At 69.4% G+C, this 16,249-nt stretch carries 9 protein-coding genes and 1 pseudogene; 4 read left to right on the top strand and 6 right to left on the bottom strand.

The window, feature by feature from the left end; all coding sequences use genetic code 11:
* Positions 1-97 precede the first annotated feature (97 nt).
* A pseudogene (locus tag CDA09_RS18750) lies at positions 98-1,538 on the top strand (cryptochrome/photolyase family protein).
* A gap of 41 nt (positions 1,539-1,579) precedes the next feature.
* Here the strand turns inward: CDA09_RS18750 and CDA09_RS18745 are convergent.
* From CDA09_RS18745 to CDA09_RS18725, 5 genes are all read right to left on the bottom strand, one after another.
* Positions 1,580-7,693 carry a hybrid sensor histidine kinase/response regulator gene (locus tag CDA09_RS18745; RefSeq protein WP_121430034.1) on the bottom strand — a complete coding sequence of 2,038 codons (6,114 nt, stop codon included), beginning with the start codon at positions 7,691-7,693 and terminating at the stop codon, positions 1,580-1,582.
* A 28-nt stretch (positions 7,694-7,721) separates the two neighbouring features.
* The gene (locus CDA09_RS18740) at positions 7,722-9,857 is read right to left on the bottom strand and encodes a methyl-accepting chemotaxis protein (protein WP_121430033.1); all 2,136 of its coding nucleotides are present in this window, start codon (positions 9,855-9,857) and stop codon (positions 7,722-7,724) included.
* Positions 9,858-9,923: 66 nt separating this feature from the next.
* A complete protein-coding gene (locus tag CDA09_RS18735) occupies positions 9,924-10,439 on the bottom strand; it encodes a chemotaxis protein CheW (RefSeq protein WP_121430032.1) in 516 nt (171 codons plus the stop codon).
* 5 nt (positions 10,440-10,444) lie between these two features.
* Positions 10,445-10,810: a response regulator gene (locus CDA09_RS18730; RefSeq protein WP_121430031.1), complete on the bottom strand. Its 366-nt coding sequence runs from the start codon at positions 10,808-10,810 to the stop codon at positions 10,445-10,447.
* A 16-nt stretch (positions 10,811-10,826) separates the two neighbouring features.
* A complete protein-coding gene (locus tag CDA09_RS18725; protein ID WP_121430030.1) occupies positions 10,827-11,222 on the bottom strand; it encodes a response regulator in 396 nt (131 codons plus the stop codon).
* A gap of 390 nt (positions 11,223-11,612) precedes the next feature.
* On the opposite strand from CDA09_RS18725, the gene thiD reads away from it, so the two are divergent.
* The 3 genes from thiD to hemL all read left to right on the top strand — a co-directional run bounded on the left by thiD (position 11,613) and on the right by hemL (position 14,582).
* Positions 11,613-12,596 (top strand): bifunctional hydroxymethylpyrimidine kinase/phosphomethylpyrimidine kinase, encoded by a 984-nt coding sequence (gene thiD, locus CDA09_RS18720; protein ID WP_174718460.1) that lies wholly within the window; start codon positions 11,613-11,615, stop codon positions 12,594-12,596.
* Positions 12,583-13,221: a thiamine phosphate synthase gene (thiE, locus tag CDA09_RS18715; RefSeq protein ID WP_121430029.1), complete on the top strand. Its 639-nt coding sequence runs from the start codon at positions 12,583-12,585 to the stop codon at positions 13,219-13,221. Before thiD ends, thiE begins: the two co-directional genes overlap by 14 nt.
* Positions 13,222-13,298: 77 nt before the next feature.
* Positions 13,299-14,582 carry a glutamate-1-semialdehyde 2,1-aminomutase gene (gene hemL, locus CDA09_RS18710; RefSeq protein ID WP_121430028.1) on the top strand — a complete coding sequence of 428 codons (1,284 nt, stop codon included), beginning with the start codon at positions 13,299-13,301 and terminating at the stop codon, positions 14,580-14,582.
* Positions 14,583-14,689: 107 nt separating this feature from the next.
* On the opposite strand, the gene mgtE is transcribed toward hemL, so the two are convergent.
* A complete protein-coding gene (gene mgtE / locus CDA09_RS18705; protein WP_121430027.1) occupies positions 14,690-16,132 on the bottom strand; it encodes a magnesium transporter in 1,443 nt (480 codons plus the stop codon).
* Between the last annotated feature and the right edge of the window lie 117 nt (positions 16,133-16,249).

The following is a 16,249-nucleotide window of genomic DNA, read 5'->3' as shown; positions in this document are numbered from 1 at the left end:
GCTGCATTTTAGCCTTTCGCGCGGAGCAAGGCGCAGGAACCTGCGCGGCATGGTTGCGTCAGAATGCATCCTTCCGCTTTCGCCGCTTTCCCCCTGGATGCCGTCCGCCCTCGTCTGGTTCCGCCGCGACCTGCGCAGTTTCGATCACGCGGCGCTGTATCACGCGCTGCGCCGCTTCGCGCGCGTGCATTGTGCGTTCGTCTTCGATGCGGAGATACTGGACGCCTTGCCCAGCCGCAGCGACCGGCGCGTCGAGTTCATCTGGTGCAGCCTGCAGGAGCTGGATGTGGCGCTCGATGGGGTGTCGCGCCGTGCAGGCGGGGGCGGGGCGGGCATCGTCGTGCGGCACGGGCGGGCCGACGAGGAGATTCCGGCCCTGGCCGCGCAGCTCGGGGTGACGGCGGTACTCGCGAATCGCGACTACGAGCCGGCTGCGATCGCGCGCGACCGGCGGGTGGCCGGGCGGCTCGCCGCCGCGGGGATCGGCTTCGAGGATTTCAAGGATCAGGTGATCTTCGAGCGCGACGAGATCCTGGCGCAGGGCGGGCACCCGTACAGCGTATTCACGCCGTACCGGAACGCGTGGCTGAAGAAGCTCGACGGCTTCTACGTGCAGGCCTATCCGGTGGAGCGCTACGCCGCGCGGCTGGTGCCGAAGGCGGACGGCGAGCGCGTGCCGGGCCTCGACGAGCTGGGCTTCACCGCGACGAACCTCGCCGAACTGCGTCTGCCCACGGGCATGTCCGGCGGACGGGCCCTGTTCGAGGATTTCGCCGGCCGCATCGGGCGCTACCGCGACACGCGCGACTACCCGGCCGTGAAGGGGGGGCTCCTATCTGTCCGCGCACTTGCGCTTCGGTACGGTGTCGATCCGCGAACTGGCGGCGTTCGCACACGCCGACGGCGGGGCCGGGGCGCAGAGCTGGCTCGGCGAGCTGGTATGGCGCGACTTCTACCACATGATCCTGGCGCATCACCCGCGTGTGGTGACGGAATGCTTCCGGCCGGAGTACGAGCGCCTCGTGTGGGACGCGGCGCCGGAACTGTTTGCGGCGTGGTGCGAGGGGCGCACGGGGTATCCGCTGGTCGACGCTGCGATGCGTCAGCTCGCCACGACGGGCTACATGCACAACCGGCTGCGCATGGTCGTCGCGTCCTTCCTGACCAAGGATCTGGGAATCGACTGGCGGCGCGGCGAGCGCCACTTTGCCGACCACCTGATCGATTACGACCTCGCGGCGAACAACGGGGGATGGCAGTGGGCCGCGTCGACGGGCTGCGACGCGCAGCCCTATTTCCGCATCTTCAATCCGGTGACACAGTCGGCGCGTTTCGATCCGGAGGGGCGCTTCATCCGGCGCTACGTGCCGGAGCTCGCGCGCGTGCCGGACCGATACATCCATGCGCCGTGGCAGATGGGGGCGGCCGAGCAGGCGGCAGCGGGCGCGCGCATCGGCCGGGATTATCCGGCACCAGTCGTCGACCACGCCGCGGCGCGCGCACGGACGCTCGCGCGCTTCGCCGTGGTACGAGCCTGAGAGCCCGGCGCCGCGCGGCGCCGGGCTTCGTCCCGGGTGCGTCAGACCGCTGCGGGTGTTTTCGCGGTGTAGTGCTGCAGCAGCGCCAGCAGCTCGCCTTCCTCGTAAGGCTTGCCGAGATACTCGTTGGCGCCGATCTTCTCGGCGAACTGGCGATGCTTGTCCGCGAGGCGCGAGGTGATCATGATCACCGGCACGTCGCGCGTGCGCGCATCGGCGCGGATGTTGCGCAGCAGGTCGAAGCCGTCCATGCGTGGCATCTCGATGTCCGACAGGATCACGTCGGGCACCGACTCGATCAGCCGTTCCAGCGCGTCGACGCCGTCCTTCGCCGTGATCACTCGGTAGCCTTCGCGTTCGAGCAGGCGGCCGGTGATCTTGCGCACGGTCAGCGAATCGTCGACCACCATCACGGTCGGCTGTGCCGCCGGTGCCTGCGCCTCCACGGGGGCTGCCGCTCCCGCCCCTTCCGCCGTCTCGGCGAGACCGCGGCTGGCGAGCGCGACGGGGTTCAGGATCAGCACGATCTCGCCGTCGCCGAGCACCGTTGCGCCCGAGATGCCGACGACGCGCGCGAGCTGCGGGCCGGCGTTCTTGACGACGATTTCCTGGTTGCCGCGCAGCGCATCGACGTGCAGCGCGAGCGTCTGGGCGCCGGCGCGCAGCAGCAACACCCAGTTGAAGCGCTGCTCCTCCGGCTGGCTGGTCGCATCCCCGAGCAGGCGCGGCAGGTAGCGATAGGTGAAGTGCATGTCCTGCCAGTCGGCGCCGCCGGCGGCGCGCAGCTCCTGCAGCGCGCCGGCCTTCAGTTCCATCACCTGGGCGACCATGCTGGACGGGATCGCGAAGGTGCGGCCGGCGGCGCTGACGAGCAGCGCCTGCGTCACCGCCAGCGTGAGCGGCAGGTAGATGCGGAATTCAGTGCCCGCCCCGCGGGTCGCGCGGATGTCGATGCGTCCGCCGACGGCGGCGGTCTCGGATTTCACGACGTCCATGCCGACGCCGCGCCCCGACACGGTCGACACGTTGCTCGCGGTCGAGAAGCCCGGCAGGAAGATGAGGTTGGTGAGGCGGCGCTCGTCGGCGATCTCGTCCGGACCGAGCAGGCCGTTGGCGCGGGCGCGCTCGGCGATGCGGTCGTAATCGAGTCCGCCGCCGTCGTCGGTGAGGCTGATCGCGATTTCGTTGCCTTCCTGGCTGACGCCGAGCGTGATCTGGCCGATCTCGTTCTTGCCGGCGGCGCGGCGCGCCTCGGGGCCTTCGATGCCGTGTGCGATGGCGTTGCGCAGCAGGTGTTCGAGCGGCGCGGTGATATGTTCCAGCACGCTGCGGTCGATCTCGATGCGCCCGCCGCGCAGATCCAGGTTCGCGCGCTTGCCGAGATCCTTCGCGGTCTGGCGCGTGACGCGGTAAAGGCGGTCGGCGAGACTGTCGAAGGGCACCATGCGCACCTGCATCAGCGCCTGCTGCAGGTCGCGCGACAGCCGGGCCTGGCTGTTCAGCGCAAGTTCGGCGCCGTCGAGGTTGCGCAGCAGGCTCTGCTGCACCGTCGTGACGTCGCCGACGCTCTCGGCCATCATCCGGGTGAGTTCCTGCAGGCGCGTGTAGCGGTCCATCTCCAGCGGATCGAAGTCGCCTTCGCTCGTGCCGGTGTGGGCGATGCGCGACTGCATCTGCACGTCGGCCTGGATCTCCACCTCGCGCAGCTGGTTGCGCAGGCGGATGACGTTTTCGGTGAGGTCCAGCAGCGAGCGGCGCAGCGTGCGCAGCTCGCCGGCGATGCGGGTGCGTGCGATGCCGATTTCACCGGCCTCGTTCACGAAGCGGTCGATCGTGCCGGCGCGCACCCGCAGGGTGGCGGTTGCGCTGTTCTCGGCTTCTGCCGGTTCGCCTTCCGGGGCCGCGACGGACACCGCCACTTCGGTGCCTGCGCCCTCGGTCGCGGACGCCGGGCCGTCGGCGAGCGCCTTCATCATCTGCTCGGTGCTGTCGAGGCCGCCGACCAGTTCGTCGATCAGCGCTGCGGCGTCCCGACCGGCTTCGCGTCCTGCCTCGAGCTGCGATTCGAGTTGGTGCACATGCTCGCCGAGGTTCATCGCGCCGGCCATGCGGGCGCTGCCCTTCAGCGTGTGCAGCAGACGTGCCGTCGCCTTCGCATGATCGGCCGAGGCGTCGCCGCCGCTCCAGCGGCGCAGGGACGCGTGAAGCTCGGCGAGGAGCTCTGCGCCTTCCTCGAGGAATACGGGCAGGAGCTGCTCGTCGAGCTCGTCGGTGACCGCCGCGGGTCGCGCGGCGCCGGCTTCCACGGCGGCTGGCGCCTGTGCCGGTGCCGTCTCCTCGAGCGCCTGTCCTTCGGGTTCGATGCCCGCGTCGAGCGAGATCAGCGTGCGGCCGATGCCGTCCAGTTGCTCGACGAGTTCGGGAACTTCCAGCGGCAGCTGTCGCGACGCGATCTGGGCGACCATGGCCTCGAGCGTGTCGTTGGAGCTCTTCAGCACCGCGGATTGTTCGGCGGTCGGCGGGTGGTCGCCCTCGCGCAGGCGCTCGATCGCGTGTTCCAGCCCGCGGGCGAGGACCTGCACGCTCGTCAGGCGCGTGGTGCCGGAGATGCCTGCGAGCGTGTGCGCGGCACGCAATGCGGATTCCGCGGGGATCAGGGTCGGGTTGGCGGCGAGGCGGCCGAGTTCGCCCCGCAGGGTGCCCAGGTGATGTCGCGCTTCACCGAGATAGAGGTCGTAGAGCGGGCGGCTGATTTCGTTGTCGCCCACGTATATGGTGTCGCGCTCCACCGGCGTTTCGATTTCCTCGAGGTCGACCGTGGCCTCTTCCGCCTCGGCGGGTGCCTGTGCAGGGAGGGGCGGTTCCGCCGGCGTCACGTCCGGCGCGAGGGCTTCGGCAGCCAGGGGTTCCTCGATGAGCGCCACCTCCTCCAGTTCGAGCGCTTCTTCCGCATCGGCCTCGTCCGCCGCCGGAGCGAGCGGTTCGAGCTCGATGATCTCCTCGAGCTCGATCTCCTCCTCGACGCCGGCGGCTTCGCCGAATTCCGCCTCCTTGCCGAATTCGATGGGCAGCGCGAGTCCTTCGGTCCGTTCGAACGCGCTGGATTCGTCCAGATCGAGCGACTTCCCGAAGGTGCCTGCGAGGCCCGCTTCCGACACGGCTTCGAGCGCGGGCACTTCCTCGAGGCCGGCGGCTGGCGCGGTCGGAACGTCTTCCGGCACGTCGATCGGGAACTCCAGTTCGCCGCCGATCTCGGTGGCCGAGACTTCTTCCTCGAGTTCGCCGAGCTCGATCGTTTCCTCTTCGAGCGGCTCGAGCGGTGCCTCCTGCTCGACAAGCCACTCTGCGCCGCCGTCGAGCGGCCTCGCGTCGGTCGCTGCGATGGCTTCGTCCGGCAGCGCGATTGCGTCAGTGGCCCCGGCGGCGACGAGCGGCTGGAACGGAATGGTTTCCGGTACGTACTTGTCCGTGCCGGGGAACTCGATACCGTCGTCCGGCTCCTGCGCGGTGAGCGGGATGTCTTCGTCCAGGCCCGAGAGCTCGATGACTTCTTCGAGCGGCTCTTCGGCGGGGGCCGGCGGTGCCCCGACCGGCAGGATTTCGCCGCTCTCGGCCAGTTCGAGCGCTGCGAACGGGAGGTCGGCTGCGTCGCCCTCCGGTGCCGCAGCCTCCGCGGCCGGGGCGGCCAGCGGCGCCGGTTCGCTGATCGGTGCGTCGCTGCTGCGCAGGCGCTCGGCCTCCGCCATCAGGGCGGACACCTCGCGCGCCTGGTTGCCGCCGGCCTCGAGTTCCGAAGCCCATTCGGAGAAAGTCTGGCAGGCGTCGCCGATGAGGTGGTGGAGGGCCGGGGTGGGCGTCCACTCGAGCTGCAGCCAGCGATTGAGGGTCTGCTCCAGTCCCCACGCAGCTTCGCCGAAGTCCCGCAGGCCGACCATGCGGCCGCTGCCCTTGAGTGTATGGAACCCGCGCCGGATCGACGTCAGGTGTTCCGCATCGCCCGGCGCGGTGCGCGACAGTTCGAGCTGTTCGGCGATGCTGGCGAGGACTTCGTGCGCCTCCTCGATGAAGATCTCGAGAAGTTCCGCGTCGATGTCCGCTGCACTGGGGACAGGGGTCGAAACAGGGGAAGGCGTCTCAAGGGCCGCCGCCGGTACGGCGGGCGCCAGCTCGAGCGGGGCGAAGTCGATTCCGATTTCCGGTGCGGGCGGTTCGACCGGTTCGAGCGCGGGCTGGACGCCGCGATCGGTTGCGGCGTCCCCGGCCGGTGCGGCGGCCTCGACGGGCTGCTCCTCGGGCGCAGGCGCTTCGGGCGCCAGGGCCTCGAAGGCCGCTGCCGGTGGCGCAACGGCCTCCTCCCGGGCAGGCGCTGCGGGTGCTACGGCCTGGGCCTCAGGGACGGCCGCCTTCGGGGCAGACGGAGTCTCGTCGGCAAAGCGCGGCAGCTCGATCGTGAGGGCCGGCGCCTCGCCGACCGCCGGCGCCGGCCGTGCTCCGGGGTGGAGGAAGCTCTGCAGGGTCGCGGGGCCGTGCTGCAGGGCCTGGACGTAGAAACCGAGGGCCGACAGGCGCTGCGCGAGTCCCTCGAACTGGCCCGCGGCGGGCTCGGCGTCGGTCGCGGCGAGTTCGGCGACGGCCGCTGCCGCGCCATGCACGAGGGCGATCGCGTCGGGATCGCCGATCAGCGTCAGTGCGCCTTCGACCTGCTTGAGCGGCGTCGCGAGGTTCGCGAGCGGGGCACGCTTTTGCTGGTTGCGGAAGAAATCGTCGAGGATCTGCTCGACCTGCGCGAGGCTCGACAGGATTTCGCGGGCCAACTGGCCGACCGCCTCGCGCTCCTGCAGGCGCCGCGCCGTCTCGACCGTTGGTGAATGTTCCGCGGGTTCGACCGCTTCGCCGCGGGCGACGGCACCGAGGCGGCCGACGGTATCGGCGACCTGGGTCGAGAAGCCGGCGTCCGGCACCACGCGGTCGAGCGCCCCTTCGGCAAGCAGCAGCGCCGTGGCAACCTCGATGGCGACCTTTTCGTTGTTCTGCAGCGGATCCTTGCGCAGCCAGCGGACGAAGTCGATGAGGGTCTTGAGCAGGCGGTCGAGCGTGGGCCGACCGAGCTGCGGCGCCTGGGCCGCGAGGTCGGCGAGGCTGCTCGCGAAGCGCGGCAGGGCGGCCGCATGGCCTTCCGAGAATTCGTCCCAGGCCTGCTTGGTGGCGGCCATCGAACCCTGCAGCGCCTTGAGCAGCGGGGCGAGCGGCGTGACGCTGACAGTCGAGCCGGCCTCGGGAATCAGCGTCGCCGGGTGCCAGGTGTCGCGCACGGCCTGTTGCTGGGCCGTGCGCACGGGGGCCTGCGCAACCCAGTACAGCAGTTCGCGGACGAAGCGGTCGGGCACGGCGGCCGGCTGGTCAGCCAGGCGCTTGAGCTGGGCGTCGAGTTGCGAGCACAGGCGCTTGACTTCGGGCTGGGGCTGAAGATCGCCGCCGGCCAGGGCTTCGAGAAAGGCCTGCGCCGCGTACCACAGGTTGGTGACCGGGGTGCCGGTATGCAGGACCTCGATGCCCTTGACCGCGTCCAGCATGGCCGACGGGCCGGCCGCATCCGCGGGCGTGCGCAGCCACTGGAGTAGGCCGCGCTGAAAAAGCGACCGTTGCGCGCGCAGCTGTGCCTGGCGGGCTTCGCCGGCAAGCGTGCTGTTCGCGATGTGGCGGCGCGGCGGGCGTTGCGTGAGATCGGGGAAGAACAGTTCCGCCGGCGAGACGGGATCGGCGCTGCGGAGAGCGGCGATTTCCCGGTACAGCGGCAGCAGGCGCAGCGGCTGGTCGGGCGTGCCATGCACGAGCTCTTCGAGGTAGTTGCCCATCGTGGCGAGCGCGCGTCGCGCGAGCGCGACGGTGTCCGCATCGAGGGGGCGCTCGCCGCGGGCGAAGGCGCCCAGCGACAGGTCGAGCGCCGAGGCGAACTGCGTGAGCCCGTCCAGCCCGACGATCGAGAGGGCGCCGCGCACCTGGTGCAGGTGGGTCTGCGCGAACTGCACGCGGCCGGCTGCGTCGGTCGCGGAAAGTGCCTGTTCGAGCGCTTCGTCGGCCCGCGCGAGGGCGAGGTCGATTTCGTTCTTGACCCACGTGAGCGGGCCCAGATCGAGTTCAGTGGGGTGCGTCATGGCCGGTTCCCGAGCGAGGAGGCGTGCGTCAGACCTTGAAGCCCGAGACCGAGCCCTTCAGTTCGACCGCGAGGTCTGCGAGCTGGCCGACCGACACCGCGGTCTGGCGCGTGCCGGTTGCGGTCTGTTCGGTGATCGCGAGGATCTCCTTCATCGTTGCCGCCACGCGCGTCGCCGTGGCCGCCTGGTGCTGCGTGTCGCTGGAAATCTGTTCGATGAGGCGCGCCGCTTCGGTCGACACCTCGCCGATCTCGGCCAGCGCCTGGCCTGCGGCATCGGACAGCTGGGCGCCTTCGACCACGTCGCGGGTCGCGTTCTCCATCGAGCCGACGGCGTCCTTGGTGTCGGTCTGAATCGTCTTCACGATGGCCGCGATCTGCTTGGTCGCCTCGGCGGAGCGTTCCGCGAGGCGCTGCACTTCTTCCGCAACGACCGTGAAGCCGCGCCCCGCTTCACCGGCCGAGGCCGCCTGGATCGCGGCGTTGAGCGCCAGCACGTTGGTCTGTTCGGTAATGTCGGAAATCAGTTCGACGATTTCGCCGATCTCCTGCGAGGATTCGCCGAGGCGCTTGATCCGCTTGGAAGTTTCCTGGATCTGCTCGCGGATGCCGTTCATGCCCTTGATGGTGTTTTCCACCGCGCCGGCACCCTTGCGGGCGGATTCCAGCGAGCGGCGTGCCACCTGGGCGGAGCGCAGCGCGCGTTCGGACGACTCCGTCATCGTCTTGGCCATCTGTTCGACGGTGGCGCCGACTTCCTCGATCTCGCGCGACTGGCGTTCGGTTGCGCCGAGCAGTTCGGAGGACGTCTTCTGCGCCGATTCGGTCGCCTGCGTCACGCGCGTCGCCGCGTCGTTGATGCGCCGCACGAGCACCGAGAGTTCCTCGATGGTGTAGTTGACCGAGTCCGCGATCGCGCCGGTGATGTCTTCCGACACGGTGGTGCGCACGGTCAGGTCGCCGTCCGCGAGGTCGCCCATCTCGTTCATCAGGCGCAGGATGGCCTGCTGCGCGATGTTGCGCTCGCTTTCGGCGGTGCGCTGGTGCTGCTCCGCCTCCTGCTGGCGGGCGGCCAGTTCGCGGGTGTTCACCTGCGCCATCCGGCTCAGGGCGAGAAGACCGACGATGGCGGCAAGGGCGATGCCGAGCGTGGCCGGCGTCAGGCCGCCGGTGGTGCTCGAAAGCGTGGCGGACAGATCGCGCGCGGCAGTCGACAGGGGTTCGGAGGCGCTGAAAATCTCGCTGCCCGCTTTCTTCGCCTGCACCAGGGGCTGGATGTTCTTCAGGATGTCGTCGACGGAGTCGAGCGTCTCGGTCGCCGCCGTCGCATATTCCTGCACGAGGCGGCGGCCTTCGGCGTCGGTGGTGATCGCGCGCAGTTCGTTGATCACGTCGCCCAGCGCCTTGGCATCCTTGCCGAGGGCGAAGGCGGTCTCCGGGTCGATCGCGTTCGCCACCAGCAGCGCATTCGCATTCTTCGCGATGCGCTGGGGCAGGACGATGCCGCTGGTGGTGGCCGCGATGTCGCGGGCACTGCCGCCGGCACGCAGCTGGGCGATCCGGCGGGACTGATCGAACAGGGTCTCGTTCTGCTTGTTGATCGTGGCGACCTCGCGGTTCAGCACGACGAGGTTCTTTTCCTGGGCGATGAGCTGGTTCGCGAGCTCGGCGGCGGGGCGCCATTTGCCGGCGAGGGCTTCCACCTGCGGCTGGACGTTCGCAGGGGCGGGCGGGAGGTCGCGGCCTTCGACGGTGCCCCCGTTGAGGAGCGCGTCGAGCAGGCTGGTGAAGCGGTTCGTGCCCGCGCGCAGCTCGACGAAGGCCTGCTCGTTGCCCTGCAGTGCGAGCTGGGCGGCCTTGGCGATGCGCTGCGCGGTGGTCTCCATGTCGCCGGCCGCAGCGATGTAGGCCGTCGCGTTACCCGACTGGCGGTACTGGTAGTAGAGCAGGCCGAGACCGGTGATGGACGCCAGTGCGAAGACCGTGGCGAGCGTGCCGAACCGGTTGGCCGCGCCCTTGGCCGTTTGCTTGCCGCTGCTGGCTGCCGCCGGTTCGGGGCTGCGCCGGGGCGGGGCTGCCTCCATGATCGTGGTGGCGACCGGCGCGCGTTCCGGGTTGGCCTTCTTCTTTAACTTGAAGTTCAGCGTCGGAAGCTTGAGGGCCATGGTGTGTGCTCCGCGAAATCGGATGATGGGTTGCCGTGAAGGGTTATGAACGGAATCTGCGTGCGGTCACTCGAGGCCGGCCTGCAGGAAGCCGCGGTGCGCGAGCAGCGTCGGGACGTCGAGCCGCAGCCAGGGGTCGTCGCGGGCGTCGAGCATGCGCTCGGTGACCCACGGCCGGTCGTCGGCGGAGTCGTCCGGGTTGGTGCGGAAATCGTCCGGGTTGCGCAATCCCAAGGCCTGCGAGATCAGCAGCGCGCAGTTCGTGCCGTGGCGTGCGCCGACCAGCAGCAGCCGCGCCGGCCCGCCGGGAACGGTGTGCGGACCGTTGTGGAAGACGGAGAAGTCGACAACGCTGAACAGCGTGCCGCGGACGTTGGCAAGGCCGCGAAACCAGTCGTGCGTGAGCGGCACCGCCGCGAGCGGCGGAACGGGCAGGATCTCGCCGCTGTCGGTGAGGTTGACCAGCCAGTTCTCGCGGCCCGCACGCACGCCCAGCAGGGCGCGGCGGTTGCCGCTCTGTGCCTCGGCGAAGCGCCGCACCAGGTCTTCCTGGAACTCGCGCAGGCTGAGTCGCTTCGTCATCGGGCTCAGCCCAGCGCCTGGATGCGGGCGATCAGATCGGCGGGGTTGACGGGCTTGACCAGGTAGTCGTGCGCGCCCTGGCGCATCCCCCAGATGCGATCGGTTTCGAGGCTCTTGCTCGTGCACATGATGATCGGGATGCCGCTCGTCGCCTCGTCGCGCGAAATCGTGCGCGTGGCCTGGTAGCCGTTCATGCCGGGCATGACGACGTCCATCAGGATGAGGTCGGGCTTCTCGCTCTTGCTGCGCGCGATGGCGTCCTCGCCGCTTTCGGCGGTGACGACCTGGTAGCCCTTGGCGGTCAGGAGTTCGGTCAGGGCGAAACGCTCGGTCGGAGAATCGTCGACCACGAGAATTTTCTTGATCGGCATTGCGTTGAGGCTCCTGTCAGTGATTCGCGCCGGCCTTGCGTGCGGCGTGGGTGGCAACCGCCTTGAGGAGGCTGTCCTTGGTGAAAGGCTTGGTGAGGTATTCGTCGGAGCCGACCATACGGCCGCGTGCGCGGTCGAAGAGGCCGTCCTTGGACGACAGCATGATGACCGGCGTCGTGGCGAGCTGCGCGTTTTTCTTGATCAGCGCGCAGGTCTGGTAGCCGTCGAGGCGCGGCATCATGATGTCGACGAAAATCACGTCGGGACGATGGTCGGCGATCTTCGCGAGGGCGTCGAAACCGTCTTCGGCAAGCAGCACCTGGCAGCCGGAGTGCGTGAGAAAGATCTCGGCGCTGCGGCGGATCGTGTTGCTGTCGTCGATCACCATCACCTTGAGTCCGGTCAGATTCATGGCATCAATCCTTGCTGGCGGGCCCCGGTCGGCCGGAGTTCGCGAATTCCTGTGCTGCAGGAGCGATGCGGCATGTCGCGCGTGTTGGCATGCAGACATTCCCCGCGTGCCGTTCGCGGCGAACCGGGCGGGCCTCGCTCCTTTCACCGGGGTGCGAGCGGGCATTCCGTTGCCATGTGGCGTGCACGGAGACTTCGGGGGCTGTTGCGGGCGGCCACGCGCCGATGGAGGTGGCCGACGAACGCGCGTGCCGGATGCTTCCGGTATGTGGGCGCGGGGTGGCCATCTGTGAGCATGCTCCGGGCAAATTGGCTGTAAAATCCGTCGCATCTTACCGCATTTTTCCTGCCATGCCAGAGCATGCATCTGGCGCAATCGGCAGATTCCGACATGCCTCTTGGTTCCACCGCTGTTCCCCCTGTAGTGCTGTGCTTCGCGACCAGCGATGCGACCGCCGGCGCCGGCCTCCAGTCGGATGTCCTGACGCTGGCGAGCATGGGCTGCCATCCCTTGTCGGTGCTCGCCGCGATCGCGGTGCGCGACACGCGCGGCGTCGAGGAGCTGCTGGCGCTCGACGCCGATGTGGTCGATGCGCAGGCGCGTGCGCTGCTGGAGGACATCCCCGTGCAGGCCTTCAAGCTGGGCATGGTCGGCAGCGTCGAGAATGTCGCGGCGATCGCCGAAATCCTGTCCGATTATCCCGATGTCCCGCTGGTGCTGGAGCCCGCGCTGTCCGTCGTCGATGGCGAGGAGGCCGCCGGCGAGGACATGCTGGCCGCGCTCGCCGAGCTGGTGCTCCCGCAGGTGACGGTGCTGGTCGCGAGCCGCAGCGAGATCCTGCAGCTGGCGGCGATGACACCGCTGAATGAGGAGGGCGAGGAGAGTGAGGAGGGCGAGGAGGGCGAGGAGGGCGAGGACGCGGTCGACTCCGACGATTTCGCCGAGCTCTTTCCGCCGGTCGCGGACGAGGATGACGCGAACGAAGGCGGCGAAGAAGCCGAAGCCGAAGACGACGCGCTGTCGCTGGCCGACGCGATCGCGCGCCTGCTCGGACGCGGTGTCGGCCATGTGCTGCTGACGGGGGGCGGCGAGCCCGGACCGCAGGTCGTCAATGTGCTGGTCGGGCGCGAGGGCGTGGTGCGCACGGATGCCTGGGAGCGCCTGTCGGGGCCTTTCCTCGGCGCGGGCGCCACGCTGGCCGCTGCGCTGGCGGGAGCGCTCGCGCATGGCATGACGGTGCCCGAGGCCGCCCGCGAGGCGCAGGAGTTCACCTGGCAGGCGCTTTCCGGCGCTTACCGGCCCGGCATGGGCATGGCTCTGCCGGACCGCTTCTTCTGGGCACGGGGCGCGGAGGACGACAATGCCGAAGCGTGAGTGGCCCCTGCGCGGGCTGTACCTGATCACGCCCGATACCGCGGATAGCGCGTCGTTGCTGGCCGGCGTCGGCCGTGCGCTCGCCGGGCGCCCTGCGCTGCTGCAATACCGCAGCAAGCATCCGGATGCCGCGCTGCGGCGCGAGCAGGCGACGGCGCTCGCCGCGCTGTGCCGCGAGGCTGGCGTGCCCTTCATCGTCAATGACAGCCTCGAACTCGCGCTCGCGGTCGCGGCCGATGGCGTGCATCTCGGGCGCGACGACGGCGATCTGCACGCGGCGCGTGCCGCGCTGGGGCCGGAGCGCATCCTCGGCGTGACGTGCTACAACGAGTGGACACGCGCGGAGGAAGGCGTGGCGGCCGGTGCCGACTACGTCGCCTTCGGGGCGGTGTTCGCGTCGGCGACGAAGCCCGCCGCGGTGCATGCGCCGCTCGAACTGCTGACCCGCGCGCGCCGCGAACTGCAGCTGCCGGTCGCGGCGATCGGCGGCATCACCCTCGAGAATGCCCCGCAGGCGATCGCGGCGGGGGCTGACCTGCTGGCGGTGATTTCCGACGTGTTCGACCATCCCGACCCCGGTGGTCGTGCGGCGGCCTACCGCGCGGCCTTCGGCCTGCCCGGCTGAGCGGGCGCGCAGGCGCGCGCAGGTGCGTTTTTCCCGATTCTTTTTCTCTTTTGCCAAATCGACGAGTGCAAACCGACATGACGAGCAAGAACGAAGTCCTTTTCCAGCGTGCCCAGAAAACCATCCCCGGCGGCGTCAATTCGCCCGTGCGGGCCTTCCGCTCGGTCGGCGGTTCGCCGCGCTTCATCGAGCGTGCGCAAGGGGCGCGCGTGTGGGATGCGGACGGCAAGGACTACATCGACTACGTCGGCTCGTGGGGGCCGGCGATCACCGGCCACGCCCATCCGGCCATCGTCGAGGCGGTGCGCGAGGCGGCGCTGCGCGGGCTGTCCTTCGGCGCGCCGACCGAGGCCGAAGTCGAGATGGCCGAGCTGATCTGCGAGCTGATGCCGTCGATCGACCTGGTGCGGCTGGTGAGCTCGGGCACCGAGGCGACGATGAGCGCGATCCGTCTCGCGCGTGGCTTCACCGGGCGCGACGCGATCGTCAAGTTCGAGGGCTGCTACCACGGCCACGCCGACAGCCTGCTGGTGAAGGCCGGCTCGGGCCTGCTGACTTTCGGCAACCCGTCCTCGGGCGGCGTGCCGGCGGACTTCGCGAAGCACACGATCGTGCTCGACTACAACGACCTCGGCCAGGTCGAGGACGCCTTCAAGGCGCGCGGCAACGAGATCGCAGCGGTAATCGTCGAGGCGGTCGCGGGCAACATGAACCTGATCAAGCCGCTGCCGGGCTTCCTCGAGGGGCTGCGCGCGCTGTGCACGCAGTATGGCGCGGTGCTGATCTTCGACGAGGTGATGACCGGCTTCCGCGCCGGCGCGCAGGGCGTGCAGGGCCTCTATGGCATCACGCCGGACCTGACGACGCTGGGCAAGGTGATCGGCGGCGGCATGCCGGTGGGCGCCTTCGGTGGCCGCCGCGAGATCATGAACCACATCGCGCCGCTGGGGGCGGTGTACCAGGCCGGCACGTTGTCGGGCAGCCCGGTCGCGGTCGCGGCGGGTCTCGCCTCGCTCAAGCTCGTGCGCGAACCGGGCTTCCATGACAATCTCGCCGCGCGTGCGAGCCAGCTCGTCGAGGGCCTGTCGGCCGCCGCGCGCGACGCCGGCGTGACGTTCTGCGCCGACTCGGTCGGCGGCATGTTCGGCCTCTATTTCGCGCCGCGCGTGCCGCGTTCCTACACGGAGGTGATGGCCTCCGACCGCGACACCTTCAACCGCTTCTTCCACGCGATGCTGGAGGCGGGCCATTACTTCGCACCCTCGGCGTTCGAGGCGGGCTTCGTGTCGGCGGCGCATACGGCAGCGGATGTGGACGCGACGATCGCCGCGGCGCAGAAAGTATTTGCCGCGCTGCGCTGAGCGGGGGGCTGGGCGGCGGCGGGATTGCATTCCGCCCTGCGGCCTGCCGGAATGCACGAAGGGGCGCTGCGGCGCCCCTTCTTATTTTTGATCGGCTGGCGTCGCCGTTACAGCAGGAACAGCGTCGCGAGGCCGAGGAAGATGAAGAAGCCGCCCGAGTCGGTGAGGGCGGTGATCAGCACCGAGCTGCCCAGTGCCGGATCGGCGCCGACGCGCAGGCGCACCATCGGGATCAGCACGCCCGCGCAGGAGGCGAGCAGCAGGTTCAGCGTCATCGCCGCGGTCATCACCATGCCGAGCGAGGCGCTGCCGTAGAGCGCCCACGCGAGGACCCCGAGCAGCCCGCCCCACACCAGGCCGTTGACGACGGCGACGCCCATTTCCTTGCGCATCAGGCGCTGCATCGCGGATGGCTCGACCTGGCCCATCGCGATCGCGCGCACGATCATCGTGATGGTCTGGTTGCCCGAGTTGCCGCCGATGCCGGCGACGATGGGCATCAGGGCGGCCAGCGCGACGAGCTTCTCGATCGAGCCCTCGAAGGCGCCGATCACGCGCGAGGCGATGAAGGCGGTGACGAGGTTGATCGCCAGCCACGCCCAGCGGTTCCGCACCGAGTCCCACACCGAGGCGAAGATGTCTTCCTCCTCGCGCAGACCGGCCTGGCTGAGGATTTCATGCTCGGATTCCTCGCGGATGTAATCGACCACGTCGGCGACCGTGAGGCGGCCGACGACGCGCTTTTCGGCGTCCACGACCGGCGCGGACACGAGGTCGTAGCGCTCGAAGGCCTGGGCCGCGTCGTCGGCTTCGTCCTCGGGCTCGAAGCTGATGACGTTTTCCTTGTGCATGACCTCGCCGACGACCATCTCGGGGTCGTTGATGAGCAGCGACTCCAGCGTCAGGATGCCTTTCAGGTGATCTTCGCGGTCGATGACGAAGAGCTTGTCGGTGTGGTCGGGCAGCTCTTCGAAGCGGCGCAGGTAGCGCAGCACGACTTCGAGCGTGACGTCCTCGCGGACGGTCACCATGTCGAAATCCATCAGCGCGCCGACCGACTCCTCCGGGAAGGACATCGCCGCGCGCAGCTGTTCGCGCTCCTCGCTGTCGAGCGACTGGAACACGTCCAGCATGACCTCGGGCGGCAGGTCGGGGGCGAGGTCGGCGAGCTCGTCGGCATCGAGGGTTTCCGCCGCGGCCTTGAGCTCGTGCGGGTCCATCGTCTCGATGAGGGACTCGCGCACCGCGTCGGAGACTTCGAGCAGGATGTCGCCGTCGCGCTCGGCCTTGACGAGGTCCCACACGAACAGGCGGCTCTCGAGCGGCAGCGCTTCGAGGACGTAGGCGATGTCCGCGGGGTGCAGCGCGTCGAGCTTGCCCTGGAGTTCGGCGACATGCTGCTTGTGGACGAGGTTCTCCACCAGTTGGTGGCGGGGCATGTCCTGCCGATGGACGAGGTCTTCCACCACCTTGTGGCGTGCGAGCAGCTCCTGCACCTCGCGCAGGTGCTGCTGGACGTCGTCCGGGTGGCGTTCGTCCTGCTCGCTCATCGGGCGCCTCCGGGGAGTGTGGGTGGGATCGGTCGTAAGGCGCGAATTCTACGGATTTCGCGCTGCTCTTGCGACCCCGGAAAGCCGGAAATGTTGCAATGCGGCACGCTGTCGGGG

Origin of the sequence: Azoarcus sp. DN11 (assembly GCF_003628555.1) — a bacterium.
Taxonomy (GTDB): domain Bacteria; phylum Pseudomonadota; class Gammaproteobacteria; order Burkholderiales; family Rhodocyclaceae; genus Aromatoleum.
This window is presented reverse-complemented; position numbering and strand designations above follow the sequence as displayed.

What these genes read in the sequence shown, in the direction of transcription:
- CDA09_RS18745 (WP_121430034.1), bottom strand. Translation starts at nt 7,693, where the DNA reads ATGACGCACCCCACTGAACTCGATCTGGGCCCGCTCACGTGGGTCAAG.
- CDA09_RS18740 (WP_121430033.1), bottom strand. Translation starts at nt 9,857, where the DNA reads ATGGCCCTCAAGCTTCCGACGCTGAACTTCAAGTTAAAGAAGAAGGCC.
- CDA09_RS18735 (WP_121430032.1), bottom strand. Translation starts at nt 10,439, where the DNA reads ATGACGAAGCGACTCAGCCTGCGCGAGTTCCAGGAAGACCTGGTGCGG.
- CDA09_RS18730 (WP_121430031.1), bottom strand. Translation starts at nt 10,810, where the DNA reads ATGCCGATCAAGAAAATTCTCGTGGTCGACGATTCTCCGACCGAGCGT.
- CDA09_RS18725 (WP_121430030.1), bottom strand. Translation starts at nt 11,222, where the DNA reads ATGAATCTGACCGGACTCAAGGTGATGGTGATCGACGACAGCAACACG.
- thiD (WP_174718460.1), top strand. Translation starts at nt 11,613, where the DNA reads ATGCCTCTTGGTTCCACCGCTGTTCCCCCTGTAGTGCTGTGCTTCGCG.
- thiE (WP_121430029.1), top strand. Translation starts at nt 12,583, where the DNA reads ATGCCGAAGCGTGAGTGGCCCCTGCGCGGGCTGTACCTGATCACGCCC.
- hemL (WP_121430028.1), top strand. Translation starts at nt 13,299, where the DNA reads ATGACGAGCAAGAACGAAGTCCTTTTCCAGCGTGCCCAGAAAACCATC.
- mgtE (WP_121430027.1), bottom strand. Translation starts at nt 16,132, where the DNA reads ATGAGCGAGCAGGACGAACGCCACCCGGACGACGTCCAGCAGCACCTG.